We start from the raw sequence: 25,053 nt of genomic DNA, 5'->3' as shown, positions 1-25,053 counted from the left end.
GCAATCCAACAAGAAGTTCAGAACCCATGCCGATAAAACTGCCCTCCGACCTGCCTGCCTATGACGTGCTCTCGCGCGAAGGCGTCATGGTCATGTCCGAGGATCAGGCTGCCCGGCAGGACATCCGCCCGTTGCGGATCGGCCTTTTGAACCTCATGCCCAAGAAGATCCAGACCGAGAACCAATTCGCCCGCCTGATCGGGGCCACCGCGATTCAGATCGAGCTTTCCCTGATCCGCATGAGCGAGCACAAACCCCGCAATACCGGGGCCGATCACATGGCCGAATTCTACCGTCCTTTCAACGAGGTAAAGGCCACGGGCGAGAAATTCGACGGGTTCATCATCACTGGCGCGCCGATCGAACACCTTTCCTTTACCGATGTCACCTATTGGAAGGAACTGTGCGAGGTTTTTGAGTGGACCAAGACCCATGTTCATTCGACGTTCGGCGTCTGCTGGGGCGGCATGGCGATGATTAACTACTTTCACGGGGTCAAGAAACACATGCTCGACGCCAAGGCCTTTGGCTGTTTCCGGCATCGCAACATGGACCCCGCCTCGCACTACCTGCGCGGTTTCTCGGATGATTGCGTCATCCCTGTGAGCCGCTGGACCGAGATGAAACAAGGCGAGATCGATGCGATCCCGGCCCTCAAGACATTGTTGTCCTCCGATACGGTCGGCCCCTGCCTCGTTGAGGAACCGGACCGCCGCGCGCTCTATATCTTCAATCACTTTGAGTATGATAGCGACACGCTCAAACAGGAATATGATCGCGACGTGGCCGACGGCACCCCGATCAACGTCCCTGCAAACTACTATCCGGACGACGATCCGACAAAACCTCCGCTCAATCGCTGGAGAAGTCACGCGCACCTGCTATATGGCAATTGGATCACCGAGATCTACGAAACAACGCCGTATGACATGAGCGAGATTGGCCATTAAACTCCTGATTTACCTTGTTATTCTCCTTGCGCTCTTTGCCGCGCTGACGCTCTACCTTGCCAAGCGGCACGAACGCCGCGCCGAGGCGAGCCACCCGCCCGAGGGCCAATTCGTGACGATTGACGGCCACCGCGTGCACGTCGTCGTGCGCGGTTCTGGCCCCGATCTCGTGCTGATCCATGGCGCGAGCGGCAGCACCCGCGACATGACTTTTGAGCTCGTCGGTCATCTTGAGGATCGCTACCGCGTCTTGGTCTTTGATCGCCCCGGCCTCGGCTATACCGACCGCATCAACAGCACCGGCGCGACGATCACCCAACAGGCCGACCTCCTGTCGCGCGCCGCCGCAGAACTTGGCGCCAAAGCCCCCATCGTCATGGGCCAGAGCTATGGCGGCGCTGTGGCGCTTGCATGGGCCGTGCACTACCCCGAACGCATCTCGGCCCTCGTGCCCCTCGCCGCTGCTTCGGGCACATGGGAAACAGGCCTCGACGCCTTCTACCGCGTGACCTCGCACCCTTGGCTCGGCCCGCTCGCGATCCCCCTCATCACCGCCTATGTGAGCGACGACTATGTGGCGGGCGTCATGGAAGGCATCTTCACGCCACAGGCCGTCCCCGAGGGCTATAGTGCCTACTTTGGCCCCGGACTGACACTGCGCCGCAAGACCCTGCGCGCCAACGCCCTGCAACGCGCCAATCTCCTCGACGAAATCGCCGCCCTCGTGCCGCGCTACGGCGAGATCGAGGTGCCGACCGAAATCGTCCATGGCGACTCTGATCCCACCGTCCCCGCCTGGAACCACGCCGAACGCCTCGTGGCCCGCATTCCCGGCGCAACTCTGACGCTCCTGCCCGGGATCGGCCACATGCCCCAGCACGTCGCCGCCCCCGAGGTCGCCGCCGCCATCGACCGCGCCGCCGCGCGCGCCGGATTGCACTAATCCGCCCTGAGCGCCATATTGGGTCAAAACTGGAGAGGTTTCATGGAGCTGCCCTTCGACGGCGCGATTAGCGACTATTACGAGAACCACGCCCCCGATGTTGTGCGGGACGCGATCCGCGACGCGGACAAGAAGGATATCCTCGACGGCGACTACCCGCATACCACCCCGATGCGCGGCAAGGACTACGACAAGGAAATCGAGGCGCTTCAGGTCGAACTGGTCAAGCTGCAACGCTGGGCCAAGGATAGCGGCGCCCGTGTTGCCATAGTGTTCGAGGGCCGTGATGCTGCCGGAAAAGGCGGCACAATCAAACGCTTCCGAGAGAATCTTAATCCTCGTGGCGCGCGCGTCGTCGCCCTCCCCAAACCGACCGACGCAGAACAGACGCAATGGTATTTCCAACGCTATATCGACCATCTGCCCTCGGGCGGCGAAATCGTCTTCTTCGACCGTTCTTGGTATAACCGGGGCGTCGTCGAGAAGGTCTTTGAGTTTTGCACCGACGACCAGCGCGATCATTTCTTCCGCCAGGTGCCGGATTTCGAGTCGATGCTCGTCGATGAAGGCATCCACCTGTTCAAGTTCTGGCTCAATGTCGGGCGCGCCGAACAGCTCCGCCGCTTCCTCAAACGCGAATCCGACCCGCTCAAGCAATGGAAGCTGAGCTGGATCGACGTGGAGGGCCTCAAACGTTGGGACGCCTATACCAAGGCCATCGGCGAGACCCTGACCTTAAGCCATAGCGTCGCCGCGCCCTGGACCGTGATCCGCTCTGACGACAAAAAGCGCGCCCGCCTCATGGCCATGCGCAGCGTGCTCTCCGCCCTGCCCTATGACCGCAAGGACGAGGCCGCGATTGGCGAGATCGACGCGAAAATCTGCGGCGGCCCCGAGATCTGGAATGGCTAAGAAACGCGGCTACCATCACGGCAATCTGCGTCAGGCCCTCGTCGAGGCGGCCTTGATGCTGATCGAATCCAAGGGCCCCACCGGTTTTACCCTCTCTGAGGCCGCGAAACAGGCGGGCGTCACCCCCGCCGCCGTCTACCGTCATTTCGAAGGCCGCGAAGACCTCATCGCCGAGGCCGCGCGACAAGGCTACGAGATTTTCGCCGATGTGATGCAATACGCCTATGACAAGGGCCAACCCTCCGCGCTTGCCGCGTTTGAGGCCACGGGCCGTGCCTACCTCGCCTTTGCCCGCAAATACCCCGGCCACTACATCGCCATGTTCGAAAGCGGTATCTCCGTCAATCGCACCCCGGAACTCGCCGCCGTCTCGGCCCGCGCCCGCGGCGTGCTTGAGAAAGCCGCCGCCGATCTCTCGGAGCATATCCCGCCGGAAAAACGCCCCCCCGCCGCGATGTTCTCGGCCCATATCTGGGCGCTGAGCCATGGCGTCGTCGAATTGTTCGCCCGCAACTCTCCGGGCACCCAAGCGCCCTTCCCGCCCGAAGATCTCCTTGAGACGGGGATTGGCGTCTACCTGCGTGGCCTCGGCCTGATCGCACCGGACCGCTGAGAAAGGCCCCCCCATGCCACGGCTGTTCCAAAGCGAATTCACCTACCCCAACGGGTTTGCCGACCTCGCCGAGGATGTCCCAAGCCGCCGCCTGCCGTATCCAGAGATGGAAGACACTCTACGCTCGGTCTCCGCACCGGGTTGGGACGCGCTGGCCAAGACACGGGCACAGGCGCCCGCTCCGTCCGCCTTCCCCGAGACCGCGCCAACGCCGAAACCCGCCCCCCAAAAATATCTCGAACTGCGCCGCGAATTCGACGGCCAACCAGAGCTTCTCGCGCTGCATGCCCTGACCATCGCCGCCGCGCGTCGCGCCGATCCGCCCGAAATCGCCCGCGCCCTCTTTCTCGAGATGTGGCAGGATCACGCGCCCTTCCTTCTCGATCACCTCGACCGCCGCTGGCAGCTTTCCGCGCTCCAAACCTTTCGCGATTTCGGCACCAACGAAGACCAACGCCGCGCCGCCTCCGAATTGACCGTGTTCTTTGCGCTCACCAAACTCTACGAGACCGAACGCCTCTATAGTGGCGAAAAGGCCAAGAGCCCCTTCTCCCTCGACACGCGCGCCCGTGGCGGGTTGCCGATGGGGCTGACGGGCTATTCCATGCGTGCCGGGGATCTCGACCGCACGCTCCTCGGCATGCTCTGGCAAAGCGCCGAGGCCGATCCGGTCCTGCGCCCGCTCGCCTGTCGCCTGCTGACCGACCTCAACCGCGACCGCAGTAGCCTCTTCCGTCGCCTACGCCTCATGCGCCGCGACTGGAAGCGCCGCCACAAGGGTAAGCGCGACCGCTAAGCTCTTCCTCTTGCCGGAAATATCCCCGCCGGAGGCAGATCGCATGCAAAGCATGCTCATAAAGCGCGCGCCTTGGCGCGCACCGCTTAATACCCTCAACCAAACGAAAAAGGGCCGCCCGAAGGCGACCCCTGAAATCTCGTATCTCGGAAGGCTTAACGCTTCGAGAACTGGAACGAACGACGGGCTTTGCGCTTACCGTATTTCTTACGTTCCACCACGCGGCTGTCGCGGGTCAGGAAGCCAGCGGCCTTGAGCGGCGCGCGCAAGGACGGTTCGTAAAGCTGAAGCGCTTTCGAGATACCGTGCTTGACGGCACCGGCCTGACCGGTGAGACCGCCGCCTTTGACGGTGGCGTAGACGTCGAATTCGCCTTCCACACCGGCAACCTGGAACGGCTGGCGCAGGATCAGCTGAAGCACGGGACGTGCGAAGTACTTGTCCTGGTCCTTGCCATTGACGACGACCTTGCCCGAACCGGGCTTGATCCAGACGCGCGCAACGGCGTCTTTACGTTTGCCGGTCGCGTAGGAGCGGCCGAGTTCGTCACGAACGGGTTCACGCGGAGCTTCGATATCAACGATGGTTTCGCCACCGGCGACCTCGTTCAGCTCTTCAAGCGAGTTGATTTGATCAGCCATTGATTAGCTCCGGGTGTTCTTCGAGTTCATGGATTTGACATCCAGCACTTCCGGCGACTGCGCCTCATGCGGATGCTCGGTGCCGGCATAGACACGCAGGTTGGTCATCTGCTTGCGCGACAGGCGGTTGCCCGGAAGCATGCGCTGAACCGCTTTCATGACCACGCGCTCGGGGTATTCGCCCTCGAGAAGCTCGCCCGCGGTGCGCGACTTGATGCCGCCCGGGTGGCCAGTGTGCCAGTAATAGTTCTTGTCCGAACGTTTCTTGCCGGTGAGCTGGACCTTGTCAGCGTTGATAACGATGACGTTGTCGCCCATGTCCATGTTCGGGGTGAAGGACGCCTTGTGCTTGCCGCGCAGGCGCATGGCAACGATCGAGGCAAGACGGCCCAGAACAACGCCCTCGGCGTCGATCAGGATCCATTTCTTGTCGATGTCTGCCGGAGTAGCAGAAAAGGTTTTCATGTGAGTCTACCTGACTTTTGGTTGACGGATGCGCAGGAAACCAGCGCACCTGAATTCGATGGGCGGGTTATAAAGGGGCCACACGCACAGTCAAGCGCACAAAACGCGAATTAATCACGCAATTTCAATGGCTTGAAAATTAGGTATCATTTTACCCCACAAAATACCCCCGCAAAACCACGTCTCGCAGGGGATTTCTGTGCCGCGTCACTCGGGGACACAGATTTCCTTGCGGCTGATGGCAAGCACGGTGCGGATGACCAGTTTGACCATCACCCCCGCCAACACCACAAGGAGCAGCGTGCCAATGACCACATGCGCCTCCGATCCGGTCTTGCGCGCAAACAGGAACGACGCGATCGTCATCGCCGCAATCGGAAAGCTAAGCGCCCACCAAGGCAGCGCAAAGGGCAACTTGGCAAGCTTCGGCACCTGAACAGCGATCAGGATGGTGAAAAGATACCCGATATTGAGCAGGATGCGCGCGAACGGATCAATCTCGCCTGTCAGGTTCACATAGGCAAGGAACGCAACGGCGGGCGGCGCGATGAGGATGACGAGCGTCGGGAAAAGCTTGCCGGGGATCGGGTTGTGAAAGATGAGACGGTTAAACACCAGCGTCAGCAGAACCACCCAGAAGATCATGCCTGTCGAGAAGAACAGCCATGAAAGCTCGACATAGCCAAGCTGCGCCCCCGCGACGGGAACAACCACGTTGCCCACTGCCGGGATGAACCAAGCGGGCGTCAACTGCCCAACCTCAAAGGCCCGGTGGCTGATCCAGCCCGAGACCACCGCAACAGTCAGAATCCCCTGAAGCGCCGCGCCGATCATCCAAAGCCCCCGTGCCGTGTCCGGAAAATGCGACAGCATCGCCGTCGAGATCAGAAGAATCGAGATCGACACCGCCGGGAAAAAGGCAAGGCGCACCGGGTGCTGCCACTCATGCACCACAGCCTGCGGATAGAGGATGGCCTTGGCGATATAGAGGACGGCAATGACGCAGAAGGCCGCGATCCCAGTCCACATCGCCACCGTCGAGGCCGTGCCAAGGCTCGGGTAGACATGTGCCCCCGCATGAAGCGCGAGCGTCAGGCCCATCAGGCCCATGACCACCGCGAAGAACGGCACAGGAAAGTGCTTGAGCCGCGGCTCGGTTTCAGAAGCGTCTGTCAGGGTCATATCTGTCACGGGAACTCATCCTTCTCACATGAGGCCCCCCGTCTCGCACAGAGCGGGGTCACTTGCGTTGACACATATCAATTTTTGAATAGAAAGATATATCCAAAATGTCGCAAACGACATTCCACGCCCCGCGCGTTGCGTTCATCCGACCATTTGCAAAGCCGCCACGGACGCAATACCGACGGAATACCGACGTGATACCGAACGCTGTTTTCACCCTTCTAGATCGCGTTAACCCGCGCGATTGGGAGGGATCGAATAGGTCATGGTCGAACGCGCCACCGGCGCCTCAACCCCTTCGGAATAAAGAAGAATATCCACAACCGAGAGCGTCCGACCAAGCTTTAGAAGCGTCGCCTTGGCGATGATATCCTTGCCTGCCTCGGGCTTGCGCATGAAATCGAGCGAACAACTCGTCGTCACCGCCAAAGCCACCCTCCCGATCTGCCCCATCGTGGCCACATAGGCTGCCACATCCGCAAGGCTGAACATGCTCGGCCCCGAGACCGTGCCGCCGGGGCGCAGGTGTCGATCCTGCACCTTGAGCCGCATCACGCACCCCGTCTCATCAAGGGATTCCACGGCGAAATCGTCGCTCACCTGCGGGAATATCCCCTCAAGATAGGCGCCCATTTCTTCTGCGGTCATTTTTGCGGACATGTCTTTCCTCCCGTCGGCTTGGCGTTTAAGTTTGCCGCAAAGCCGGAGGAGAACAAGATGGCAATTTTCGAACGTCGCGACGTTAATTCGATCGCGTATCTCAAGATGAATTCCCCCGAGCGGCTCAACGCCCTCTCCGACGAGATGCTTGCAGCGATGCAAGAGACGTTCGACTCTCTCAAGAACGACACTTCTGTGCGCGCTGTGGTGCTCTCGGGCGAAGGCAAGGTGTTCTGCGCCGGGCATGACCTCAAGCAGATGACCGCCGGGCGACAGGCCGAAGATGGCGGAAAGGCTTATTTCAAAGACCTTTTCGACCGTTGCGCCCGCATGATGATGACGGTGCAATCCATCCCGCAACCTGTCATTGCCCAAGTCCACGGCATCGCCACCGCCGCCGGCTGTCAGCTCGTCGCGACCTGCGATATGGCCGTTGCCGCGGAGGGCACGAAATTCGGCGTCAACGGCGTCAACATCGGCCTGTTCTGCTCGACACCGATGGTCGCCCTAAGCCGCAATATCCCGCGCAAGAAAGCCTTCGAGATGCTCACCACAGGTAAGTTCATCCCCGCCGACGAGGCCGAGGCGCTTGGCCTTGTGAACAAGGTTGTGCCGCATGACGCGCTCGAGGCCGCGACCTCGGAGCTGGCCGAGACCCTCGCCGCCAAGCTTGGCGCCGCCGTGCGTATCGGCAAAAGCGCCTTCTACGAACAGGCCACGATGACCACCGAAGAGGCCTATGCCTACACAGGCGATGTCATGGTTGAGAACATGCTCTACCGCGATACCGCCGAAGGGATCGCCGCATTCCTCGAGAAACGCCCGCCGAACTGGGATCAATAAGCCACGTTTCGCCGAAGAGAACGGTGTTTTTCCAAATGGACGATGCACCCGCTCTCGGAAACGGGTAACGATTGCGCGGCGACACGCGGCCCCCAAGCCCGCGTTGATCCTGCGCGATGCCCGAGGGGCTTCATTGACTTACCTCGCTGCTCTGACGGCATCGCGCGCACTTCCCAAGGATTGTTTACACTTTCGGCCTAGAGTGTTTCGCAGCGCGCCGTATTTTCGCTCTGTGACGAATCCGCAGGTCATGGCACATAGGCGCCAGACGCTGAACGGGTCGTCTTTCTCTTGGCATGTCCCTCCAACCGCGCCTTTCGCGCGACGATAGCGCCACGGAAGACGGCCCGTTAACTGCGCCCCCTTCCCAAAACCGCGCGCCTGCCCTATGTCCGCCCCATGACACAGGAATTGCATATCGTTGGCGGTGGCATGGCGGGCTCCGAAGCCGCATGGCAGGCCGCCCAGATGGGTATCGACGTGGTGATCCACGAGATGCGCCCCAAGGTCGAGACCTTCGCTCACCGCACCGGCAACCTCGCCGAGATGGTTTGCTCCAACTCGTTCCGCTCGGATGACGACGAACAAAACGCCGTTGGCCTCCTGCATTGGGAAATGCGCGCCGCGAATAGCCTCATCATGGCCACGGCGGACAAACATCGTCTGCCTGCAGGAGGCGCGCTCGCCGTAGACCGCGATCCCTTCGCCGAAAGCGTGACCGAAGCCCTCCTCGCCCTGCCCAATGTGCGCGTCGAATATGGCGAGATCGACAGCCTGCCAACCGAGGGCCACTGGATCATCGCCACCGGACCGCTGACCTCCGCAGGGCTCGGCGCCGCGATTCAGGCCGAAACCGGTGCCGAGCGCCTGGCCTTTTTCGACGCCATCGCCCCTATCGTCTATGCCGAAAGCATCGACATGGACGTCGCCTGGCTGCAATCACGCTATGACAAGGGCGAAACCGAAGAAGAGCAAAAGGCCTATCTCAACTGCCCGATGACCAAGGATCAATACGAGGCCTTCATCGACGCGCTTCTCGCCGCCGACAAGACCGAGTTCCACGAGGGCGAGACCGCGGGTTATTTCGACGGCTGCCTGCCGATCGAGGTCATGGCCGAACGCGGCCGCGAGACCCTGCGCCATGGCCCGATGAAGCCCGTGGGCCTCACCAATGCGCATAGGCCGGACGAAAAAGCCTATGCCGTGGTCCAACTGCGTCGCGATAACGCCTTGGGAACGCTCTATAATATCGTCGGCTTCCAGACCAAGATGAAATACGGCGCCCAGACCGAGGTGTTCAAGATGATCCCCGGCCTCGAGAACGCCTCCTTCGCGCGGCTTGGCGGCATTCACCGCAACACCTTCATCAATTCGCCGACGCTTTTGGATGACCAGATGCGCCTGCGCTCCAAGCCCCATATCCGTTTTGCCGGTCAGGTGACGGGCGTCGAGGGCTATGTCGAAAGCGCCGCCATGGGCCTTCTCGCCGGACGCCTCGCCGCCGCCGAAATCCTTGGCCAGTCACGCGAGACCGCGCCGCTCAACACCGCCATGGGCGCGCTCGTGCATCACATCACCGGCGGCGCCGAGGCCAAGACGTTCCAGCCGATGAACGTCAATTTCGGCCTGTTCCAACCGGTCGATGGCCTCAAAGGCGGCCGCCGGGGCCGCAAGGACCGCTACAAGGCCTATACCGACCGCGCCAAGGCCGAATGGACGGAGTGGCTCGCCACGCAATGAGAACCCGCTTCGCCCCCTCGCCCACCGGCCCCTTGCATTTGGGCCACGCTTACTCGGCGCTCCTCGCGCATGACATGGCAATGGAGCACGGGGGCGAATTTCTCTTGCGGATAGAAGATATCGACCAGAGCCGCTGCCGTCCGGAGTGGGAAGAACAGATTTACGACGATCTGCGTTGGCTTGGCATTCACTGGGAAACTCCCGTCCTACGCCAATCGGACCGTGGCGCAGCATATGACGTCACCCTCGATGAATTGTGGGAGCGCGACCGTATCTACCCGTGCCACTGTTCACGCAGAGACGTTGCTGAGGCGGCTAGCGCACCTCAAGAAGGCGCTCCACTATTTGGACCAGATGGTGTCGTCTACCCAGGCACGTGTCGCATAACTCATGCTTCGACGCTAGGCTCGCGCCCCAAAAGCAGCACTCTTCGCCTGAATATGAAGCTTGCCGCGGCTTGGACCGGCGACAGCCATGTTGGCTCAGACTTGTATTACTTTTGCGAAGAGGGACATGGTCCAAATGGTGAAAATGGTTGGATCAATTTCACCGCAGAAGATCTTATCGAGGGAGTCGGCGACATTGTCATAGCGCGCCAAAACATGGGCACGTCCTACCACCTCTCTGTCGTCCTCGACGACGCCGCCCAAGGCATCACCCATGTAATCCGTGGTGAAGACCTCTTCGAGGCGACCAAGATCCACGTGATCCTCCAACGCCTCCTCGGCCTACCGACACCGGCCTACCACCACCACCGCCTGATCCGCGACGACACCGGCAAGCGCCTTGCCAAACGCGACGACGCCCGCGCCATCGCCAAATACCGCGCGGACGGTGCAACCCCCGAAGACATCCGCCGCCTCGTGGGTCTCTGATCCCGCTCTTCTTCTCTGGAAAAATACTCGCGCCGCAGGCACGGCCCGAGAGGGCCGTTACGCCATCGGCGACATCAACTCGACCGTCTCACCCTCGCGCACCGCCCGATAGAAACAGGAGCGGCGGTTGGTGTGGCAGGCCGGTCCCGTCTGGTTCACCAAAACGAGGATGCAATCCTCATCACAGTCATAGCGGAAGTCGACCAACGCCTGCACATGGCCGGAACTTTCGCCTTTGACCCAGAAACTCTGCCGCGAGCGGCTCCAGTACGTGACCTTGCCGCTCTCGAGCGTGCGCGCCACGCTCTCGGCATTCATCCAGGCCATCATCAAGACCTCTCCGCTGTCGGCATCCTGCGCGATCGCTGGGATGAGGCCCGCTTCGTTGTATTTGAGCGTCGCCGGATCAAAAGCCATGGTCGATTTCCTTTGCATCTGCCTACCGGGCCTCTATCTAGACAAAATGTGACGAAGGGAACAGGCATGTCCGGCGAAACCGATCTCATCAATCTCTACTCCGGGCGCATCCTCGCGCTCGCCGCCGCAATTCCGCACACGGATCGTCTTGCCAATCCGCAGGCGACGATCAAAAAGCGCGCACCGCTCTGTGGCTCGACCGTGACCGTGGATGTGACACTCGAAGAAGACGGACGCATTGCCGAATTCGGGCAGGATGTGAAGGCCTGCGCTCTGGGACAAGCCGCCGCTTCCGTGGTCGGGGCCAATGTGATCGGCCGGACCCGTGCCGAGATTGAGGCCACCCGCGACGCCTTGCGCGCCATGCTCAAGGAAAACGGCCCCACCCCGCCCGCGCCCTTCGACGGTCTCGAAGTCCTGCGCCCGGCGCGCGATTTTGCCAACCGTCACGCCTCGATCCTGCTCGCAATCGAGGCCACCGCCGAAGCTATGGCCGAGGCAGAGGCCGCCGCCTGAGCCAATCGTTAACCATCCCCGGATAAAAAAACCGCCGCACTTCCGTGGGGAAGGCGGCGGCAAAGTCGCGTTTTCGCGAGGGACCCGGGCAGCGTCCGAAGGGGAGTGAGGCACCCTTCAAAAGACGTGGGACAGGCAGTGTCGGTCTTGGGCATCCAATTGGGGACAGGATACGACCGGACGACACCCGGCGCGATCACGCGGGCAGAAAACCGGGGTTACGAGACGCCGGGCACATGCAGCGCCACAAGCATCATCACGACAAGGGCCACGCCCCCAAGCGCATCCTGAACAAGCGTTGCGCGGGAATTGCGGATCACGGTGCGGATCTGGGTCATCATGGGGCGTCTCCTGCTCAATATCGTGTTCTGTTGCTTATTTGTTCTCATATCCTTAACGACCTGTAAAGAACTTTTTGAGAACATTTGCGAACAAAATGGAACAGGTGGATCTAACCCACTGAAATTAAACGGATCGCCCGATCTTGTTCCATGAGCCATAGAAGAACACGCACCGCCGCGCCGCGCGCGCTCTCTAGCGTCTGATCGTCAGACAACAGTTTGCGCGCATCTGATTGCGCGATTGCCATGAGCGCCGATTGGCTCTCGAGATCGGCAACCCGGAACCGCGGCACACCCGATTGCGCGGTCCCGATAAGGTCGCCCGCACCGCGCATCTCGAGGTCCACCTCGGCGATGCGGAACCCGTCCTCGGTCTCGCGCATGGTCGTCAGGCGGCGTTGCCCGCTCTCGCTGAGCGGTGCTTGATACATCAGGAGGCACGTCGAGGCCTGCGTGCCGCGCCCAACCCGGCCCCGCAACTGATGCAGCTGCGCAAGACCGAAGATCTCGGCCCGCTCAATGACCATGATCGTCGCATTGGGCACATCAACCCCGACTTCGATCACCGTCGTCGCCACGAGAACGGACGTCTCCCCCTTCTCGAACGCGGCCATCGCCGCGTCCTTTTCGGCGGGTGGCATCTGACCATGTACTAGACCCACGACCCCCTCGCCAAGAGCCGCGCGCAACCGCTTGAACCGTTCTTCTGCCGCCGTGAGGTCGAGGTTCTCGCTCTCATCCACAAGCGGACAGACCCAATAGGCCTGTTTCCCCTCGGCCACCGCCTTGCGCAGGTGGTCCACTACCTCGTCGATCCGCCCTGTCGAGATCAGCGCCGTCGAGATCGGCTGTCGCCCCGGCGGCTTCTCGTCAAGGATCGACACATCCATATCGCCATATTGCGCCAGCGCGAGCGACCGCGGGATCGGCGTTGCGGTCATGACAAGCACATCTGCCCCCTCGCCTTTTTTGCCAAGCTCGAGCCGTTGGCGCACGCCAAAGCGGTGCTGTTCGTCGATGATCGCCAGGCGCAGGTCCGCGAAATGCACGTCCTGCTGAAACACGGCATGCGTGCCGACAAGCACGTGAATATCGCCCCTCGCAAGGGCCGCGAGTTTTGCGCTGCGCTCCTTGCCCTTGTCCCGCCCCGTGAGGATCTCAACCACCACGCCGGCACTTTCGGCCAAGGGGCGCAGGCCTGCAAGGTGTTGACGCGCAAGGATTTCCGTCGGCGCCATAAGGACGCCCTGTCCCCCAGCCTCGACCGCCACCAGAAGCGCCATGAAGGCCACAAGCGTCTTGCCCGCGCCCACATCGCCTTGCAAGAGCCGGTTCATCCGCAGCGGAGCGCGCATGTCCGCCGCGATTTCTTCGATCGCCCGGTCCTGTGCCCCTGTGGGCTTATACGGCAGCGCAGCGCGCACCTTGGTCTGCAACGCCCCTGTCGCCTCGCTGATAACCCCCTTGGCCCGTTGCAGGCGCGCCCGCGCCAGCGCCAACGTCACCTGATGCGCAAACATCTCGTCATAGGCGAGCCGCTCCCGCGCCGGTGCCGTCGCCGCAAGATCCGCTGCCCCCTGCGGCGCATGGGCCAAACGCAGCGCCTCGGCCCAATCCGGCCATTTCGCTCGCGCCTTCTGGCCCGGGTCGATCCATTCTTCAAGATCCGGTGCCTTTGCCACGGCCGAGGTCGCTGCCTTGCTCATGGTCTTGAGCGTCACGCCCGAAGTCAGCGCATATACGGGTTCATAGGCCGGGATTTCCGCTGCTTCTTCGACAGGCAAGACATGATCCGGATGCACCATCTGCGGCACCCCGTCGAAGAGTTCGACCCGCCCCGAAACCAGTCTTTCACTGCCTTCCGGCAGCACCCTCTGAAGATAATCGACACGCGCGTGAAAGAACACGAGCTGAAACGCCGTGCGCGCATCTTCGACCGTAATGCGATAAGCCCCGCCGCGATTGCGCGCCGGTCGATGCGCGCCGATGCGCACCTTGACCGTCACCACATCCGGCAGTGTCGCTTCGAGCACCGACTCCCGCCGCCGCCGATCCACCCCGGAATAGGGCAGTGAAAACAGGATATCACGCGGCTTCTCGATGCCGATTTGCGCCATATGTTGAGCAATCTTCGGCCCCACCCCGTCGAGCGTGGTCAGGTCCGCAAACAGCGGAAACAGGATCTCCGGCCGCGTGCTCATAGCCCCTCAATCAGGGCGAGCCAGCCGTCTTCATCAATCGTCTCGACCCCAAGATCAGCGGCTTTCTTCGCCTTCGACCCAGCCCCAGGCCCGGCCACAAGGAGGTCGGTCTTGCTTGAGACAGAGCCCGAGACCTTAGCGCCAAGCGCCTCGGCCCGCGCCTTGGCTTCGGCCCGCGTCATCTTTTCAAGCGTGCCGGTAAAGACCACAGTCTTGCCTGCGACCGGGCTTTCCTTGGCGGGCGCCGCCGGTGCTTCGATTTCAAGCTTATCAACCAAGCCATCAATCGCCGCGCGTTCGTCAGGGTTGGCAAGCGCATCCGAAAGCGAAAGCCCAACCGTTGCGCCGATCCCGTCAATCCCGATCAGGTCGTCCCACGCGGTCCATGCCGCCTCTGGCACCGCCATCTCGGCCATCGCCGCCTCCCGCGTCTCCTTGATCCGAGCGCGCCGTCCTTCGTCTGCGGCCGCCACGCGCTCGACCTCCACAGCCTCTTCGCCAGCCCGATGCGCAAGCGCCGCGGGACGTGCAGTATCCACCGCCTTGGCCAAGACCGGCCAGTCGCCGAAATGCAGCGCAAGATCTTTCGCCGCAACCTCGCCGACATGGCGTATCCCAAGGCCAAAGATCATCCGCGCAAAGGCGATCCGCCGCTTGTCCTCTATCGCCGCAAAGAGCTTCTCCGCACTCTGCGCGCCCCAGCCATGGCGGTTCTTAAGCCTATTGAGATTGCCCGCGTCCCGGTCTTTCAGCGTAAAAATATCCGCAGGGGTACGGATCGGCAGGTCAGGATCGTCATAGAACATCTCGATCTGTTTCGCGCCAAGACCGTCGATATCGAACGCCTTGCGCGACACGAAATGCTTGAGCTTTTCCATCGCCTGCGCCGGACAGATGATCCCCCCGGTGCAGCGGCGCACCGCATCACCCTCTTCCCGGATCGCGTCCGAGCCACATTCGGGACAGGTCGTCGGGAAGGCGTAAGGCACGGCCCCTTCGGGCCGTTTGGCGAGGTCCACATCGGCCACTTTCGGGATTACATCACCGGCGCGGTAGACCTGCACCCAATCTCCGATGCGGATATCCTTACCGCCCCGGATCGTCTCGCCTTTGCTGTCGCGGCCCTGAATGTAATCCTCGTTATGCAGCGTCGCGTTGGAGACCACCACGCCACCGACCGTCACCGGATGCAATCGCGCCACCGGGCTAAGCGCACCGGTGCGCCCCACTTGGATGTCGATCGCCTCGAGCCGGGTCCAGGCAAGCTCGGCCGGGAATTTATGCGCCACGGCCCAACGCGGTGTCGTCGCACGAAAGCCGAGCCGTGCCTGAAGATCGAGGCGGTTGACCTTATAGACCACGCCATCGATGTCATACCCAAGGGTCGCGCGCTTTTCCTCGATCTTGCGGTAATGCGCGATGAGGCTTTCCGGCCCATCGCAGATCGCAGTCAGGGGATTGACGACAAAACCAAACTCGGCCAGCCGCTCGATTGCGCCCATCTGCGTCTCTGCAAGGGGAGCGGAAAGTTCGCCCCAGGCATAGGCAAAGAAACGCAACGGCCGCGCGCGGGTGATCCGCGCATCAAGCTGGCGCAAAGAGCCGGCTGCGGCGTTGCGCGGGTTGGCGAAGGTCTTGTCGCCCGCCTCGGCCTGCCGCACGTTCAGCGCCTCGAAATCCGCGTGGCTCATGTAAACCTCGCCGCGCACCTCTAGCACCTCGGGCGCCCCCGCAATGTCCTGTGGGATATCGGCAATGGAGCGGGCGTTCTCGGTCACATTCTCGCCGGTCGTCCCGTCCCCGCGCGTCGCGGCGTGGACAAGCGTTCCTTTTTCATAGCGCAGCGACAAGCTGAGCCCGTCGATCTTAGGTTCCGCAGTGAAATCAAGCGATGCATCCGGAGTGACGCCCAGGTATTTGCGAATCCGCGCATCAAACTCTGTGACATCCCCGTCTTCGAACGCATTGCCAAGAGAGAGCATCGGGATCGCGTGGGTGATTTTGCCAAAGCCTTCGGACGGGGCCGCGCCAACCTGATCGCTTGGGCTATCGGCGCGTTTGAGCGCCGGAAAGGCCGCCTCGAGCGCCGCATTGCGCAGTTTCAGCGCATCATATTCCGCGTCCGATATCTCCGGCGCGTCCTCGCGGTGATAGGCTTGGTTCGCCCGCCCAAGTAGCTCGGCGAGCCGGGCCAACTCTGCCCGCACTTCGGTCTCGCTCATTTGCGAAATGTCGCTCTCACCCGTCACCGGCGCACTCCCTGTCACTTTATCTCAAGTGATAGGGCCGCCGCCGCGCGACGTCCAGAGGCTCAGGCGCGCAGGGCGAGTTGTTCCGGTGCCCCCTGACCAACCGGCGAGGGATCGCGCAGCACGTAGCCGCGCCCCCAGACCGTCTCGATATAGTTCTCGCCGTCGGTCGCTTCGCTGAGCTTCTTGCGCAGCTTGCAAATGAAGACGTCGATGATCTTGAGCTCTGGCTCGTCCATGCCGCCATAGAGGTGGTTGAGAAACATCTCCTTCGTGAGCGTCGTGCCTTTGCGCAGGCTCAGAAGCTCAAGCATCTGGTATTCCTTACCGGTAAGATGCACCGGCAACTCGTCGACTTCGACGGTCTTGGCGTCGAGATTGACCGAGATCTTTCCGGTGCGAATAATCGACTGCGAATGCCCCTTGGAGCGGCGCACGATGGCGTGGATGCGCGCAACAAGCTCTTCGCGGTGAAATGGCTTGGTCAGGTAGTCATCGGCGCCAAAGCCAAAACCCTTGAGTTTACTCTCGGTGTCATCCGCCCCCGACAGGATCAGGATCGGCGTCTCCACACGGGCAAGCCGCAATTGGCGCAAGACCTCGTGCCCCGTCATGTCCGGCAGACCTAGGTCGAGAAGGATCAGGTCGTAATCATAGAGTTTCGCAAGATCGACCCCCTCTTCTCCAAGGTCCGTGGCATAGACGTTGAGATTGGCATGGGTGAGCATCATCTCGATGCTCTTCGATGTCGCCGGATCATCCTCAATGAGAAGCACACGCATGACAATTTCCTCACATCTTTGTTCCGTGGTCGCCATGACCCTGACGAAAAATGGTTAACCCACGGTTACCATGCAAAGAAAACTAGAACATCAACCTATGGTTGTCGATATTTTTGCACATTGGTCGCCTTGAGTGCGTCCACGCCGTATCGTCCAGCCGCACGAACCCATTCCTCGAACTCCTCGTCGCTCAGGCGGTAGCGCTCGAGTGCTTCCTTGCGCGACATCAACCCATAGGCCACGCCCCAGACGACAGCCGCCTTGCGCGACGCCACCCAGCGCTTGGTGTTTTCCGGTGGCAGATCGGCGCGCGACATCACGCGCCCATTCTGCAGCGTGACCGTCCTCGGCCCCTCAACTTTCTTCAGATACATACCCATACCCTCATCGCAATGCCGCCATGCTGACCGGTCGAGTTTAACAGCGGGTGAAACTGCCCCTTGAGAGTAGTTAGGATTTTCCTATATTCTCGACGACTTCTGTAAGGAGAGTCGCATGGCCCTTGATCGCAACATCGAACTGAATTCCCTCGGCTTTGCCAAACCGCCGAGTGAGACCCGCGTGGTTGTCGCCATGTCGGGCGGCGTGGATTCCTCTGTCGTCGCGGCCAAACTGGCGGACGAGGGCTATGACGTTGTGGGTGTCACCCTGCAACTCTACGATCACGGCGCCGCGCTCGCCAAGAAGGGCGCCTGTTGCGCGGGGATCGACATTCACGATGCACGCCGCGTGGCCGAGGAGAAGGGCTTTCCACATTACGTGCTCGACTACGAGAACATCTTTCAGGACGCGGTGATTGACGAGTTTGCCGAGAGCTACCTCGCGGGCGCAACGCCCGTACCCTGCATCCGCTGCAACGAGCGGGTCAAGTTCAAGGACCTGCTTGAGACCGCCAAGGATCTCGATGCCGATTGCATGGCGACGGGCCATTACATTCAGCGCAAGATGGGCGAGAATGGCCCCGAACTGCACTCGGCCGCGGATGCGCGCCGGGATCAGAGCTATTTCCTCTTTTCCACCACCCCGGAACAGCTCTCTTACTTACGCTTTCCGCTTGGCCACCTGCCCAACAAGGACGCAACCCGCGCCCTTGCGGCGGAATACGGTCTGGCCGTCGCCGACAAGCCCGACAGCCAAGATATCTGCTTCGTGCCCAATGGTGACTATGCCTCGGTCATCGAGAAACTGCGCCCCGGCGCGGCGGAACCGGGCGAGATCGTGGACCACGAAGGCAATGTGCGTGGTACGCATAACGGCGTGATCCACTACACGATCGGCCAACGCCGTGGCCTCGGCATTGGCGGTCTCAGCGAACCGCTCTACGTGGTGAAGCTCGACGTGGATACCAAACAGGTCATCGTCGGCCCGAAATCCATGCTCGCCACCCGAAAGATCCCCGTGCGCGAGATCAACTGGCTTGGGGATGACCCATTCGAGAGCCGCGCCGAATGGCACCTCTCGGTCAAGGTCCGCTCGACCCACCCCCCGCGCGAGGCAATCATCCGCCCCACCGGGCCAACCACCGCCGAGGTCGAACTCCTCACCCCCGAGGAAGGCGTCTCTCCCGGTCAGGCCTGCGTGTTCTACGACAATGAGAGCAGCCGCATCTACGGCGGCGGCTGGATCTGGCGCGGCTAACCCCTAGCCCGCCAGACCGTCAAACACCGCCCGCGCCGCGCGCAGGCCCGGCGCCTCTGCGCCAAGGCCAAGGCGATCCATCGTGACCGACATGGCATCTTGCTGCAAATCGGGCTGATCCAACACGTTGAGAAGCGCGGGCGCGATGTCGTCGGGATGGAAGGCCGGGCCAAGGAACTCTGGCACGACGCGCGTTTCCGACACCAGATTAACCAAGGTCACCGTATCAATGAGCGCCGCCCGGCTCATGATCTGCCAGGAAAGCCAGCTCATGTCATAGGCGATGACCATAGGCGTCGCGCTCGCCGCCAGTTCGAGGGACACCGTGCCCGACGCCGCAAGCGCCACATCTGCGGCCCGAAACGCCGCGCGCTTGGCCTCTTTCGCATCCTGCGCCGTCGGGTCGAGGATCACGGGCGCCACCGCCCAATCCTGCGCCAAGTGGCGGACCTCCTCCAAGACCGGCCCCGCCGCCGGTAGCACCACGCGCAGATCGGGGCGTGCCTCGACCAGCCTTGCCGCCACCGCGCCAAAGCCCGGCATCAACCGCGCCACCTCACTCCGCCGCGATCCCGGAAGCGCAAGCAGGACAGGCGCATCGCCAATTCCCTGCGCGTCGCGAAACATCGCCACCTCCGCGTCGCTTGCAACCGGCTCTGACACGACGGGATGACCCACGAAATCACAGCGCAGCCCCACCGCCTCGAGATAGGGCGGCTCAAACGGCAAGAGCGCGAGCACCTGATCGACCACACGCGCCATCTTCTCCGCCCGTTTTGGCCGCCATGCCCAGACCGAGGGCGCCACGTAGTGCACGATTCGAAGATCGCTCTTCGCCTTCACTTCTTTCGCCACGCGCAAACAGAAATCCGGGCTGTCGATGGTGATAAGCACATCCGGCGCAGCAGCGATGACCGCCTCTGCCGTCTGATGCATCCGACGCTTCAGGTGGCGATACTTCGGCAGCACCTCGGCAATCCCCATGACGCTCAACTCGTCCATGGGGAAGAGGCTCTCCATACCTTCCGCCTGCATGAGCGGCCCGCCCACGCCTTCGAATTGAACCTCCGGACAAAGCTCTTTCAAACCCGCCATGAGCGCCTCGCCGAGGCGATCCCCCGACGGCTCTCCGGCAATCAGGAACACCCGCATCAGAGCACCCGTGCGAAAAGGAAAAGCCCGCTCTCCTCGAGCGCCGTGCGCGTCGCGTCGCGGTCAATCAAGACGACCTTACCCGCAGAGACCACGATCCCATCAAGCCCCGCTCGGGCGGCGTTGCGGATCGTCTCGGGCCCCACGGCAGGCATATCAACCCGCAGGTCCTGCCCCCGTTTCGGCGCCTTGACGAGCACCCCACCCTTGCCGCGACGCAGGTGGTCCGGCGTGTCGCCCACGAACCGCAAGAGCGCATCCGTGCCCTGCAAGGTCTCGATCCCGAGGCATAACCCCCCGGCGACGACCGCCCCCTGCCCGACATCAAGCGGAGACAGCGCGAGAAGGATATCCATCGCCTTGGAGGCATCCTGAAGCTGCGCCTCGCTTGGCTCCGGACCGGCAAAAAGCCCTTCCTCGACGGTGAGCCCCGGCAGCACCTCATGCGCGCCAAGCACTTTGAAGCCCTGTTCCTCGAAAATCGCGATGATGAGGCGCAGGATCGCATCGTCGCCGCCCTGCAACGCCGCCATCAGGCGCGGGGCAAGCTGCATCATCGTCTGGTCGAACTGTGACGGGTCAAGCGGCGGGCGGGCCATTGCACCGGCAAGGACAACCTCCGTGACGCCTTCTGCCTTGAGCGCCTCGAACAAAGCACCCATCTTCTCGAACCGATGTTCCGCCAAGGGCGGCTGCATCGCGTGCGCCACCCCGTGGAACACCACGCGCACCGCGTCAGGGTGCGCCGCCGCGATCATCACGGGCAGCCCGCCTCCCCCCGACAGAATGGCCAGCCGTCCCATGCCTCAGCCCGGTGTCAGGAAAGAACGGTCGGTCTGACCAAGCACGAAATCGACGATTTCCTGCACATAGTCGCTATCGAACTCGTCGCCCATGCGCCGCGCGCGCTCTTGGAATGCGCCCTCGCCCTGCGCCAGCATCTGAAACGCGGCACGCAAGGCGGTGATGTCACTACGCGCCACACCGCGCCGCTTCAACCCGACAAGGTTCAACCCATCAAGCGCCCCTCGCGGCCCTTGAACAAGGCCATAGGGGATCACGTCATTGGTCACCATCGACACCGCGCCAATAATCGCGCCCTTGCCGATGCGGACGAACTGGTGAATACCCGAAAGCCCGCCGATGATCACGTCATCCTCGATGATGCAATGGCCCGCCACGGCAGAGTTGTTGACGACAATCACCCGGTTGCCGATCTGCGCATCATGCGCGATATGACAGCCCGCCATGAACAACCCGTCATCCCCGATCACCGTCACGCCGCCACCGCCCTCGGTGCCGGGGTTCATCGTGACATGCTCGCGGATACGGTTGCGCTTGCCGATGACGAGCCGCGAATGCTCGCCGTTGAACTTGAGATCCTGCGGAATCTCTCCGATCACGGCAAAGGAGAACACGACCGACTCTGCGCCGATCTCGGTATCGCCCTTGATGACAACATGCGACTTGAGCTCAACGCCCTCGTGCAGTCGTACCTCTGGCCCGATATGACAGAACGGACCAACGACACAGCCCGCTGCGATCTCCGCACCGTCCTCGACAACCGCCGACGCGTGCACCTTCGCCTGATCTGAAATCGCCATACGGCTCACTCCTTCGGCAGGTCCATCATCGCGGTAAACTCGGTCTCACAGGCCATCTCGCCATCAACCGTCGCCACGCCGCTGAACTTCCAAACCTTGCCGCCCGGTTTCCCGCGCACCGTGGTCAGGCGCATCTCAAGCCGATCTCCCGGCACCACCATGCGGCGGAATTTGCATTTATCAATGGACATGAAATAGACGAGCAATTCTTTGTCCGCCATATCAAGCGCGACGCCCACCATCACGGCCGCCGTCTGCGCCATCGCCTCGGCAATGGTCACGCCGGGCATGATCGGTTTGCCGGGGAAGTGGCCTTGGAAATGCGGCTCGTTCATCGTGACGTTCTTGATGCCCGTCGCCGAGCTATAGCCATCGATGTCCACAACCTTGTCCACGAGGAGAAACGGGTAGCGATGCGGGATGATCCGCTGGATCAGGTCGATATCTGCGGTCTTCAAGCCTTCAGACATGGGGCTCTCCTCGGTGGTCATGTTACTGGATAAGCCCTAGCAATCCCCGCCTGTTAGGGCAAGCGGATCAGCGGTCCTTCGCGAGGTCCGCACCATCGCCGATCGCATCATCAAGGCGTTGAATGGCGATATCCGTGATGTCGATTGCATTGGCCGAAAAGAGCACACTGCGCCGCTCAAGGATGACGCCTGCCCCGGCTTCGCGCATCAGGTCGATCAACACGGGCTGCGCCGCGCGGATGAACACACCGCGCTCTGCATCTCCGCTCTCAACAATCGCGCGTGCCTTGCCATCCTGCAATTTGCGGATCTGCTGCACCCGCGCATCAAAGGAATCCGCGAGGGTGCGAAACTTGTCCGCCTCCATCTCTTCGCGCAGCTCCGTCAGACGTTGTTCCTCGGCGACGAGCTCCGACTCCATCTTGCGGTTTTCTTCAAGAAGCACCGATTCCTCGGCGGCAATCTGCGCCGCAACACGTTTGCCAAAGGCGGATTCCGCAAAAAGCCGGTCGGATTCGATGGTCAGGATCGGCGCTTGCGGCACCGGCCGCGCCTCCTGCGCCAGAGCGGCAAAAGCCGCGCCCCAAAGGAGCGCGGCCGCCAGAACAAGGTGCCGAAACAGCGCTTGCGGCATGGATCAGAACTCGGCGCTGATCGAGAAGTTGAAGTTCTGCTCTTGGTCGAAGGCTTCTTTCTTGAGCGCCTTCGAGAAGTCGAACCGCAGCGGCCCCATCGCCGTGTCCCAGAAGAGCGAGAACCCGACCACGTGGCGCAGGGTCATGTCTTCATAGATGACATTGGCCGAGGTGTTGTCGAGGCCCCAGAGCGAGCCGACGTCATAGAACACACCGCCGCTGACTTTGTACTCTTCAGGCAGACCAATGGGGAATTCCGCCTCAAGACGCGCCACGGCGTAGTACTGACCGCCAAGACCATCGTCCTGGGTCGCCGTCAGGCCACGTTCGCGCGGACCGATGCCAAGCGGTTCAAACCCGCGCATCATCTGGTGCGTCAGCTGGTAACGGTTGGCAATCCGGCTCGATCCGGTGAGCGAGTGCAACCCGCCCACGTTGAAGCTCGCACGCAGGGTCACTTCCTCTTGCAGGATCTTGGTCTCGGCCGAAACCTTCGCGTCTGTGGCGATATATTCGTAGTCGCCGCCAAGCACGCCAAAGTCCTGCCCGAACTCGAGGCGAATGCCGCTATTCGGGTCAAGGCCGACACCGCGCGTGTCAAAGATATACTTATAGCCGATCGAGCTTTCCCAGATATCGCCCCGCGCGGCTTCCGCGTCGAGCAGCGAACCCGCGATCGCATTCGCCGGGGCCACTTCCATCGCGAGGTTCCGGATACGATAGTTCAGCGCAAGACGACCATATTCGCTCACCGGGAAGCTCAGAGAGGGCGAGAACACACCAAGCGTGTTGGCCCAACGCGCCACATCCGGATCGCTTTCCTTGTAGGAGAACCGCAGGCCAAGCGCGAGGTCACGGCCAAGGAAGGCTGGCTCAATGAAGTTGAACCCGTAGTCGCTGATTTCCGACGCCGTCGAGAACGAGAACCCGACCGTCTGGCCACGCCCAAGGAAGTTGCGCTCCGAGAAGCTGATGACAAGGCCGACACCCGAGTCCGTCGAGTAGGTGCCGCCGAACTTGAGCGAGCCCGTGGGCTTCTCCTCGACCGCCACATCCACAACAACCTGATCCGACGAAGACCCTTCACGCGCGTTGACTTCCGCCGTCTCGAAGAAATCGAGCGCCCGGATACGTTCCGCGCTTTCGCGGATTTCCCGGGCGTTGAACGGATCGCCTTCAGCAATGCGGAATTGCTGGCGGATCACGCGGTCAAGCGTCGTGGTGTTGCCTTGAACATCAATGCGCTCAACGAACACACGCGGGCCACGCACGATGGCAAACTCGACATCAAGCGTCAGGTCGCGTTCGTTGCGGGTCACACGCGGGTCCACGCGTACAAAGTCATGCCCCTCCTTGAGCGCAAGACGCTCGAGACGGGCGATGGAGTTCTCAACGATCAGCGGCGAATAGACGACACCCGGCTTAACCTTGAGGTTCTCACGATAGGCATCGGCATCAATTGCCGCGATCTCGCTGGTTGTGGTGATCTCACCAAAGCGGAATTGCTGGCCTTCCTGCACGTTGAACGTGATGAAATAGGCATCGCGATCCCGCGCAAGTTCGGCGTTGACGCCGGTGGTGCGGAAATCGACATACCCGCGCGACAAGTAGAAGTCGCGCAGGACTTGCTTGTCGAACTCGATCCGGTCTTCCACCAGCGTGTCGCGCTTGATCAGCGCACGCAGGAGGCCTGCCTGTTTCGATTCAAGCACGCGGCGCAGGCGACGGTCGGAATATTGGCGGTTGCCGACGAAACCGATGCGCTCGATCTCGGTAATACCGCCTTCGAACACTTCAAAAATCAGGTCGGCGCGGTTGTCGCTCTGGCGGATGATCCGCGGGGTAACGCGCGCGGCAAGGCGGCCTTCCTGGGAATAGGCCTCTGCGATACGGGCGGCGTCACGTTCGGCAACGTTGGGGTTCAGCACGTGGCGCGATTTCGACTCGACCAGCGACTCGAGCGCCTCATCCTTGAGCCGCTCGTTGCCTTCAAAACTGATGCGGTTGATCGTGGGATATTCGACCACCTTGATATCAAGACGGCTGCCACGTGGTGTCATCTCCACCGACTCGAACAGGCCGCTCGACAAAATGCGTTGGTAGGCATCGTTCAGCCCCCCCGCGCTCAGGGTCTGGCCGCTCTTGATTCCGGCATAGTTGAGGATGGCCGTGGATTCGATCCGCTGGTTCCCTGTCACATTAAAGGAATTGAAGCGGTATTCCTGCGCATCTGCTGCCGAAGGCAGACCGAGCAAAACGCCTGAAAGAAGAAGAAAAACAACGACGTGAAGCGCGCGAACGGCCGATTTTGCAAATGCGACTGCCCCGGTCACGGTTTGGAGGTAATTGGTCATTCCCAAATCCTGCTGACATCCCAGTTGAGACGTGACTAGCCGGAAAGGGCTGATATGTCAAAACGCCATTG

Annotated in this window: 26 protein-coding genes; 10 read left to right on the top strand and 16 right to left on the bottom strand. The window is 61.7% G+C overall.

Annotated features, from left to right (window positions below; all coding sequences use genetic code 11):
• Nucleotides 1-26: 26 nt before the first annotated feature.
• From metA to R1W01_RS04680, 5 genes are read left to right on the top strand one after another with little or no spacing between them, the layout of a single operon-like run.
• Complete coding sequence (metA, locus tag R1W01_RS04700; protein WP_243613789.1) at nucleotides 27-950, top strand: homoserine O-succinyltransferase; 924 nt, start codon at nucleotides 27-29, stop codon at nucleotides 948-950.
• Complete coding sequence (locus R1W01_RS04695; protein WP_297756042.1) at nucleotides 940-1,893, top strand: alpha/beta fold hydrolase; 954 nt, start codon at nucleotides 940-942, stop codon at nucleotides 1,891-1,893. The genes metA and R1W01_RS04695 overlap by 11 nt, the downstream gene beginning before the upstream one ends.
• Nucleotides 1,894-1,935: 42 nt before the next feature.
• On the top strand, nucleotides 1,936-2,805 hold the full coding sequence (ppk2, locus tag R1W01_RS04690; protein ID WP_297756043.1) for a polyphosphate kinase 2: 870 nt from the start codon (nucleotides 1,936-1,938) through the stop codon (nucleotides 2,803-2,805).
• Nucleotides 2,798-3,418: a TetR/AcrR family transcriptional regulator gene (locus R1W01_RS04685; protein ID WP_243613792.1), complete on the top strand. Its 621-nt coding sequence runs from the start codon at nucleotides 2,798-2,800 to the stop codon at nucleotides 3,416-3,418. Before ppk2 ends, R1W01_RS04685 begins: the two co-directional genes overlap by 8 nt.
• A gap of 13 nt (nucleotides 3,419-3,431) precedes the next feature.
• The gene (locus R1W01_RS04680) at nucleotides 3,432-4,214 is read left to right on the top strand and encodes a hypothetical protein (RefSeq protein ID WP_297756044.1); all 783 of its coding nucleotides are present in this window, start codon (nucleotides 3,432-3,434) and stop codon (nucleotides 4,212-4,214) included.
• A 155-nt stretch (nucleotides 4,215-4,369) separates the two neighbouring features.
• Here R1W01_RS04680 and rpsI read toward each other — a convergent pair whose 3' ends face one another.
• The 4 genes from rpsI to R1W01_RS04660 form a co-directional block, all read right to left on the bottom strand.
• Nucleotides 4,370-4,855 (bottom strand): 30S ribosomal protein S9, encoded by a 486-nt coding sequence (gene rpsI, locus R1W01_RS04675; protein WP_243613794.1) that lies wholly within the window; start codon nucleotides 4,853-4,855, stop codon nucleotides 4,370-4,372.
• A gap of 3 nt (nucleotides 4,856-4,858) precedes the next feature.
• Entirely contained in the window at nucleotides 4,859-5,320 is a 462-nt protein-coding gene (gene rplM, locus R1W01_RS04670; RefSeq protein ID WP_243613795.1) for a 50S ribosomal protein L13, read from the bottom strand.
• A 207-nt stretch (nucleotides 5,321-5,527) separates the two neighbouring features.
• Nucleotides 5,528-6,502, bottom strand: a complete 975-nt coding sequence (locus R1W01_RS04665) for an SLAC1 anion channel family protein (protein ID WP_297756364.1) — start codon at nucleotides 6,500-6,502, stop codon at nucleotides 5,528-5,530.
• Between the two features lie 234 nt (nucleotides 6,503-6,736).
• A complete protein-coding gene (locus R1W01_RS04660; protein ID WP_297756045.1) occupies nucleotides 6,737-7,165 on the bottom strand; it encodes a PaaI family thioesterase in 429 nt (142 codons plus the stop codon).
• Between the two features lie 18 nt (nucleotides 7,166-7,183).
• Here R1W01_RS04660 and R1W01_RS04655 point away from each other — a divergent pair, with 18 nt between their 5' ends.
• The 3 genes from R1W01_RS04655 to gluQRS all read left to right on the top strand — a co-directional run bounded on the left by R1W01_RS04655 (nucleotide 7,184) and on the right by gluQRS (nucleotide 10,623).
• Nucleotides 7,184-8,008, top strand: coding sequence for an enoyl-CoA hydratase (locus R1W01_RS04655; protein WP_297756046.1), 825 nt, complete (start codon nucleotides 7,184-7,186; stop codon nucleotides 8,006-8,008).
• Between the two features lie 399 nt (nucleotides 8,009-8,407).
• Entirely contained in the window at nucleotides 8,408-9,748 is a 1,341-nt protein-coding gene (gene trmFO, locus R1W01_RS04650) for a methylenetetrahydrofolate--tRNA-(uracil(54)-C(5))-methyltransferase (FADH(2)-oxidizing) TrmFO (RefSeq protein ID WP_243613798.1), read from the top strand.
• Nucleotides 9,745-10,623 (top strand): tRNA glutamyl-Q(34) synthetase GluQRS, encoded by an 879-nt coding sequence (gluQRS, locus tag R1W01_RS04645; protein WP_297756047.1) that lies wholly within the window; start codon nucleotides 9,745-9,747, stop codon nucleotides 10,621-10,623. The genes trmFO and gluQRS overlap by 4 nt, the downstream gene beginning before the upstream one ends.
• Nucleotides 10,624-10,680: 57 nt before the next feature.
• Here the strand turns inward: gluQRS and hisI are convergent, their stop codons facing one another.
• The gene (gene hisI / locus R1W01_RS04640; protein WP_243613800.1) at nucleotides 10,681-11,040 is read right to left on the bottom strand and encodes a phosphoribosyl-AMP cyclohydrolase; all 360 of its coding nucleotides are present in this window, start codon (nucleotides 11,038-11,040) and stop codon (nucleotides 10,681-10,683) included.
• A gap of 66 nt (nucleotides 11,041-11,106) precedes the next feature.
• Here hisI and R1W01_RS04635 point away from each other — a divergent pair, with 66 nt between their 5' ends.
• Entirely contained in the window at nucleotides 11,107-11,556 is a 450-nt protein-coding gene (locus tag R1W01_RS04635) for an iron-sulfur cluster assembly scaffold protein (RefSeq protein ID WP_243613801.1), read from the top strand.
• 218 nt (nucleotides 11,557-11,774) lie between these two features.
• Here R1W01_RS04635 and R1W01_RS04630 read toward each other — a convergent pair whose 3' ends face one another.
• The 5 genes from R1W01_RS04630 to R1W01_RS04610 all read right to left on the bottom strand — a co-directional run bounded on the left by R1W01_RS04630 (nucleotide 11,775) and on the right by R1W01_RS04610 (nucleotide 17,503).
• Nucleotides 11,775-11,897 carry a hypothetical protein gene (locus R1W01_RS04630; RefSeq protein ID WP_279391812.1) on the bottom strand — a complete coding sequence of 41 codons (123 nt, stop codon included), beginning with the start codon at nucleotides 11,895-11,897 and terminating at the stop codon, nucleotides 11,775-11,777.
• 110 nt (nucleotides 11,898-12,007) lie between these two features.
• Entirely contained in the window at nucleotides 12,008-14,098 is a 2,091-nt protein-coding gene (recG, locus tag R1W01_RS04625; RefSeq protein WP_297756049.1) for an ATP-dependent DNA helicase RecG, read from the bottom strand.
• Nucleotides 14,095-16,320 (bottom strand): NAD-dependent DNA ligase LigA, encoded by a 2,226-nt coding sequence (ligA, locus tag R1W01_RS04620; RefSeq protein WP_297756051.1) that lies wholly within the window; start codon nucleotides 16,318-16,320, stop codon nucleotides 14,095-14,097. The genes recG and ligA overlap by 4 nt, the downstream gene beginning before the upstream one ends.
• Before the next feature lie 89 nt (nucleotides 16,321-16,409).
• Nucleotides 16,410-17,129, bottom strand: coding sequence for a response regulator transcription factor CtrA (gene ctrA / locus R1W01_RS04615; RefSeq protein WP_243613804.1), 720 nt, complete (start codon nucleotides 17,127-17,129; stop codon nucleotides 16,410-16,412).
• Between the two features lie 95 nt (nucleotides 17,130-17,224).
• The gene (locus tag R1W01_RS04610; protein WP_297756052.1) at nucleotides 17,225-17,503 is read right to left on the bottom strand and encodes a DUF1153 domain-containing protein; all 279 of its coding nucleotides are present in this window, start codon (nucleotides 17,501-17,503) and stop codon (nucleotides 17,225-17,227) included.
• Nucleotides 17,504-17,624: 121 nt separating this feature from the next.
• On the opposite strand from R1W01_RS04610, the gene mnmA reads away from it, so the two are divergent.
• The gene (mnmA, locus tag R1W01_RS04605; protein WP_297756053.1) at nucleotides 17,625-18,767 is read left to right on the top strand and encodes a tRNA 2-thiouridine(34) synthase MnmA; all 1,143 of its coding nucleotides are present in this window, start codon (nucleotides 17,625-17,627) and stop codon (nucleotides 18,765-18,767) included.
• A 3-nt stretch (nucleotides 18,768-18,770) separates the two neighbouring features.
• Here mnmA and lpxB read toward each other — a convergent pair whose 3' ends face one another.
• The 6 genes from lpxB to bamA all read right to left on the bottom strand — a co-directional run bounded on the left by lpxB (nucleotide 18,771) and on the right by bamA (nucleotide 24,982).
• A complete protein-coding gene (lpxB, locus tag R1W01_RS04600) occupies nucleotides 18,771-19,919 on the bottom strand; it encodes a lipid-A-disaccharide synthase (RefSeq protein WP_317275036.1) in 1,149 nt (382 codons plus the stop codon).
• Nucleotides 19,919-20,722, bottom strand: a complete 804-nt coding sequence (locus tag R1W01_RS04595) for an LpxI family protein (RefSeq protein ID WP_297756057.1) — start codon at nucleotides 20,720-20,722, stop codon at nucleotides 19,919-19,921. The genes lpxB and R1W01_RS04595 overlap by 1 nt, the downstream gene beginning before the upstream one ends.
• Before the next feature lie 3 nt (nucleotides 20,723-20,725).
• Nucleotides 20,726-21,523 carry an acyl-ACP--UDP-N-acetylglucosamine O-acyltransferase gene (lpxA, locus tag R1W01_RS04590; RefSeq protein WP_243613809.1) on the bottom strand — a complete coding sequence of 266 codons (798 nt, stop codon included), beginning with the start codon at nucleotides 21,521-21,523 and terminating at the stop codon, nucleotides 20,726-20,728.
• A gap of 5 nt (nucleotides 21,524-21,528) precedes the next feature.
• The gene (gene fabZ / locus R1W01_RS04585) at nucleotides 21,529-21,993 is read right to left on the bottom strand and encodes a 3-hydroxyacyl-ACP dehydratase FabZ (RefSeq protein ID WP_243613810.1); all 465 of its coding nucleotides are present in this window, start codon (nucleotides 21,991-21,993) and stop codon (nucleotides 21,529-21,531) included.
• A 67-nt stretch (nucleotides 21,994-22,060) separates the two neighbouring features.
• Entirely contained in the window at nucleotides 22,061-22,627 is a 567-nt protein-coding gene (locus R1W01_RS04580) for an OmpH family outer membrane protein (RefSeq protein WP_243613811.1), read from the bottom strand.
• Nucleotides 22,628-22,630: 3 nt separating this feature from the next.
• Nucleotides 22,631-24,982, bottom strand: coding sequence for an outer membrane protein assembly factor BamA (gene bamA, locus R1W01_RS04575; RefSeq protein WP_297756062.1), 2,352 nt, complete (start codon nucleotides 24,980-24,982; stop codon nucleotides 22,631-22,633).
• Nucleotides 24,983-25,053 lie beyond the last annotated feature (71 nt).

It is taken from the genome of Shimia sp. FJ5 (assembly GCF_032918335.1).
Lineage (GTDB): Bacteria > Pseudomonadota > Alphaproteobacteria > Rhodobacterales > Rhodobacteraceae > Shimia > Shimia aestuarii_A.
Note: the sequence above shows the minus strand (reverse complement) of the source record. Positions and strands in the feature narration are given on the sequence as shown.

What these genes read in the sequence shown, in the direction of transcription:
- metA (WP_243613789.1), top strand. Translation starts at nt 27, where the DNA reads ATGCCGATAAAACTGCCCTCCGACCTGCCTGCCTATGACGTGCTCTCG.
- ppk2 (WP_297756043.1), top strand. Translation starts at nt 1,936, where the DNA reads ATGGAGCTGCCCTTCGACGGCGCGATTAGCGACTATTACGAGAACCAC.
- R1W01_RS04685 (WP_243613792.1), top strand. Translation starts at nt 2,798, where the DNA reads ATGGCTAAGAAACGCGGCTACCATCACGGCAATCTGCGTCAGGCCCTC.
- R1W01_RS04680 (WP_297756044.1), top strand. Translation starts at nt 3,432, where the DNA reads ATGCCACGGCTGTTCCAAAGCGAATTCACCTACCCCAACGGGTTTGCC.
- rpsI (WP_243613794.1), bottom strand. Translation starts at nt 4,855, where the DNA reads ATGGCTGATCAAATCAACTCGCTTGAAGAGCTGAACGAGGTCGCCGGT.
- rplM (WP_243613795.1), bottom strand. Translation starts at nt 5,320, where the DNA reads ATGAAAACCTTTTCTGCTACTCCGGCAGACATCGACAAGAAATGGATC.
- R1W01_RS04665 (WP_297756364.1), bottom strand. Translation starts at nt 6,502, where the DNA reads ATGACCCTGACAGACGCTTCTGAAACCGAGCCGCGGCTCAAGCACTTT.
- R1W01_RS04660 (WP_297756045.1), bottom strand. Translation starts at nt 7,165, where the DNA reads ATGTCCGCAAAAATGACCGCAGAAGAAATGGGCGCCTATCTTGAGGGG.
- trmFO (WP_243613798.1), top strand. Translation starts at nt 8,408, where the DNA reads ATGACACAGGAATTGCATATCGTTGGCGGTGGCATGGCGGGCTCCGAA.
- gluQRS (WP_297756047.1), top strand. Translation starts at nt 9,745, where the DNA reads ATGAGAACCCGCTTCGCCCCCTCGCCCACCGGCCCCTTGCATTTGGGC.
- hisI (WP_243613800.1), bottom strand. Translation starts at nt 11,040, where the DNA reads ATGGCTTTTGATCCGGCGACGCTCAAATACAACGAAGCGGGCCTCATC.
- R1W01_RS04635 (WP_243613801.1), top strand. Translation starts at nt 11,107, where the DNA reads ATGTCCGGCGAAACCGATCTCATCAATCTCTACTCCGGGCGCATCCTC.
- R1W01_RS04630 (WP_279391812.1), bottom strand. Translation starts at nt 11,897, where the DNA reads ATGATGACCCAGATCCGCACCGTGATCCGCAATTCCCGCGCAACGCTT.
- recG (WP_297756049.1), bottom strand. Translation starts at nt 14,098, where the DNA reads ATGAGCACGCGGCCGGAGATCCTGTTTCCGCTGTTTGCGGACCTGACC.
- ligA (WP_297756051.1), bottom strand. Translation starts at nt 16,320, where the DNA reads ATGAGCGAGACCGAAGTGCGGGCAGAGTTGGCCCGGCTCGCCGAGCTA.
- ctrA (WP_243613804.1), bottom strand. Translation starts at nt 17,129, where the DNA reads ATGCGTGTGCTTCTCATTGAGGATGATCCGGCGACATCGAAGAGCATC.
- R1W01_RS04610 (WP_297756052.1), bottom strand. Translation starts at nt 17,503, where the DNA reads ATGTATCTGAAGAAAGTTGAGGGGCCGAGGACGGTCACGCTGCAGAAT.
- mnmA (WP_297756053.1), top strand. Translation starts at nt 17,625, where the DNA reads ATGGCCCTTGATCGCAACATCGAACTGAATTCCCTCGGCTTTGCCAAA.
- lpxB (WP_317275036.1), bottom strand. Translation starts at nt 19,919, where the DNA reads ATGCGGGTGTTCCTGATTGCCGGAGAGCCGTCGGGGGATCGCCTCGGC.
- R1W01_RS04595 (WP_297756057.1), bottom strand. Translation starts at nt 20,722, where the DNA reads ATGGGACGGCTGGCCATTCTGTCGGGGGGAGGCGGGCTGCCCGTGATG.
- lpxA (WP_243613809.1), bottom strand. Translation starts at nt 21,523, where the DNA reads ATGGCGATTTCAGATCAGGCGAAGGTGCACGCGTCGGCGGTTGTCGAG.
- fabZ (WP_243613810.1), bottom strand. Translation starts at nt 21,993, where the DNA reads ATGTCTGAAGGCTTGAAGACCGCAGATATCGACCTGATCCAGCGGATC.
- R1W01_RS04580 (WP_243613811.1), bottom strand. Translation starts at nt 22,627, where the DNA reads ATGCCGCAAGCGCTGTTTCGGCACCTTGTTCTGGCGGCCGCGCTCCTT.
- bamA (WP_297756062.1), bottom strand. Translation starts at nt 24,982, where the DNA reads ATGACCAATTACCTCCAAACCGTGACCGGGGCAGTCGCATTTGCAAAA.